Consider the following 1,340-nt stretch of genomic DNA (forward strand, 5'->3'; position numbering starts at 1 on the left):
GCAGCTTCAAATAGGCTCCGCACTGGTAATTCGACTTGGAAGATGTTGCGTACCCGTGAGATCAGTTGAGTCGCTAGTAAGGAATGTCCTCCCAATTCAAAGAAGTTATCATTAATACCAACTTGTTCTTGAACCAATACCTCTGCCCAAATATCTGCCAACATCTGTTCGATGGGAGTACGTGGGGCGACAAAACTGACTTCCAGTTCACCATTTGTCTGGGGTGTAGGTAAACTGCGGCGGTCTACTTTGCCGTTGGGGGTCAGGGGTAAAGTATCTAAGAACATGAAAGCCCCAGGAATCATGTACTCTGGCAATTTCTCTTTGAGGAATTGCCGCAGTTGGGTAATGGTCGGTGTTTGTTCTGGATGGCTGACAAGGTAGGCGACTAAGCGTTTATTGCCGGGAACATCTTCACGGGCAATGACCACAGTCTGTTGCACCGATGGATGTTGGCTCAGTACTGCTTCCACTTCCGCCAACTCAATGCGGAAACCACGAATTTTTACTTGCTCATCCCGTCGCCCCCAAAACTCAATATTGCCATCCGCCAAATAACGTCCAATATCACCAGTTTTATACAACCGTTCTCCGGAAAAACTAGCCCAAGGATTAGACACAAACCGCTCGGCTGTCAGTTGTGGACGGTGCAAATAACCACGGGATAATCCCACCCCACCAATGTACATCTCCCCTGGTACACCCACGGGCACTGGCTGCAACTGTTCATCCAGCACATAGACAAAAGTGTTGGCAAGTGGGCGACCAATGGGCAACCTGTACCCTAATGCCGTTATCTGACTATCAGGCGGTAATTGATACATCGTTGAGGTAATTGTCGTCTCTGTTAGCCCATAGACATGAACTAAAGGCAAACCAAACTGTTGCCAATGGTGCAACTGTTCGGGCAAGATGGTTTCTCCTCCCACCAGTACCAAGCGTAGTGAACTGGGTGGATTAGTTGCAAAGCTGACTAATTGTGATACCCATTCATGCCAGTGAGCAGTTGTCAACTCCATTACTGTCACTTGCTGTTGGCTAATTACTTGGTGCAGTTGTGTTGCAGTCAGCGGATTTGGCTCATGTGGTAGGACAACTACACCACCAGCCAGCCAAGTGGGCAAGATTTCTTCCAAAAACACATCAAAACTGCTGGAAGCTAATTGCAAGAACCGATCTGTGTGATTGAGTTCTAAGCTACTGACTGCTGCTAGTCCATAGTTGACTAATCCCTGATGGGTCATCACTACCCCTTTGGGTGTGCCCGTCGAACCAGAGGTGTAAAAGACGGCGGCGACATTCTCTGGTGCAGCGACGTTGTTGAGGGTGGTAACAGCTTG

The 1,340-nt window shown here is 48.5% G+C and carries 1 protein-coding gene; it reads right to left on the reverse strand.

Translation table 11 applies throughout. The annotated features are described in order from the left end of the window. Window positions 1-1,340, reverse strand: a 1,340-nt coding sequence (locus tag IQ246_RS29680) for a non-ribosomal peptide synthetase (RefSeq protein WP_194006854.1), incomplete at both ends; no start/stop codon positions are given.

The organism is aff. Roholtiella sp. LEGE 12411, assembly GCF_015206995.1.
In the GTDB taxonomy this organism is placed as follows: Bacteria; Cyanobacteriota; Cyanobacteriia; order Cyanobacteriales; family Nostocaceae; genus Komarekiella.